The organism is Haloflavibacter putidus, assembly GCF_006546625.1.
In the GTDB taxonomy this organism is placed as follows: domain Bacteria; phylum Bacteroidota; class Bacteroidia; order Flavobacteriales; family Flavobacteriaceae; genus Mesonia; species Mesonia putida.
Map to the genome: position 1 here is coordinate 1 of NZ_VIAR01000050.1, position 281 is coordinate 281.

Below are 281 nucleotides of genomic sequence, written 5' to 3' on the forward strand. Positions count from 1 at the left end.
GCCTGTGACGATACGGCTAGTGGCAGCGATACCGATGAGCTGAACATTTTCGATTTAACGGTAAAAGAAGCAGAGATTGTAGACGGCAATAGCTCTTGGACCCTTACCTGGTATGCCACAGACGATCCGACTCTATTGAATGACACCACTTTAATCAACGATCCAAGTGCCTTTACCAATACAGAAAACGAGCAGACCATCACGGTAGAAGTAACCGACTCAAACGGCTGCAGTGCACTTACTACCCTAACTTTGGTAGTAAACCCATTGCCATCACCAAC

The 281-nt window shown here is 46.6% G+C and carries 1 protein-coding gene; it reads left to right on the top strand.

What is annotated here, in order from left to right; all coding sequences use genetic code 11:
- The coding region (locus FKR84_RS13475) for a hypothetical protein (protein WP_233357786.1) at nt 1-281 on the top strand (281 nt) is incomplete at both ends.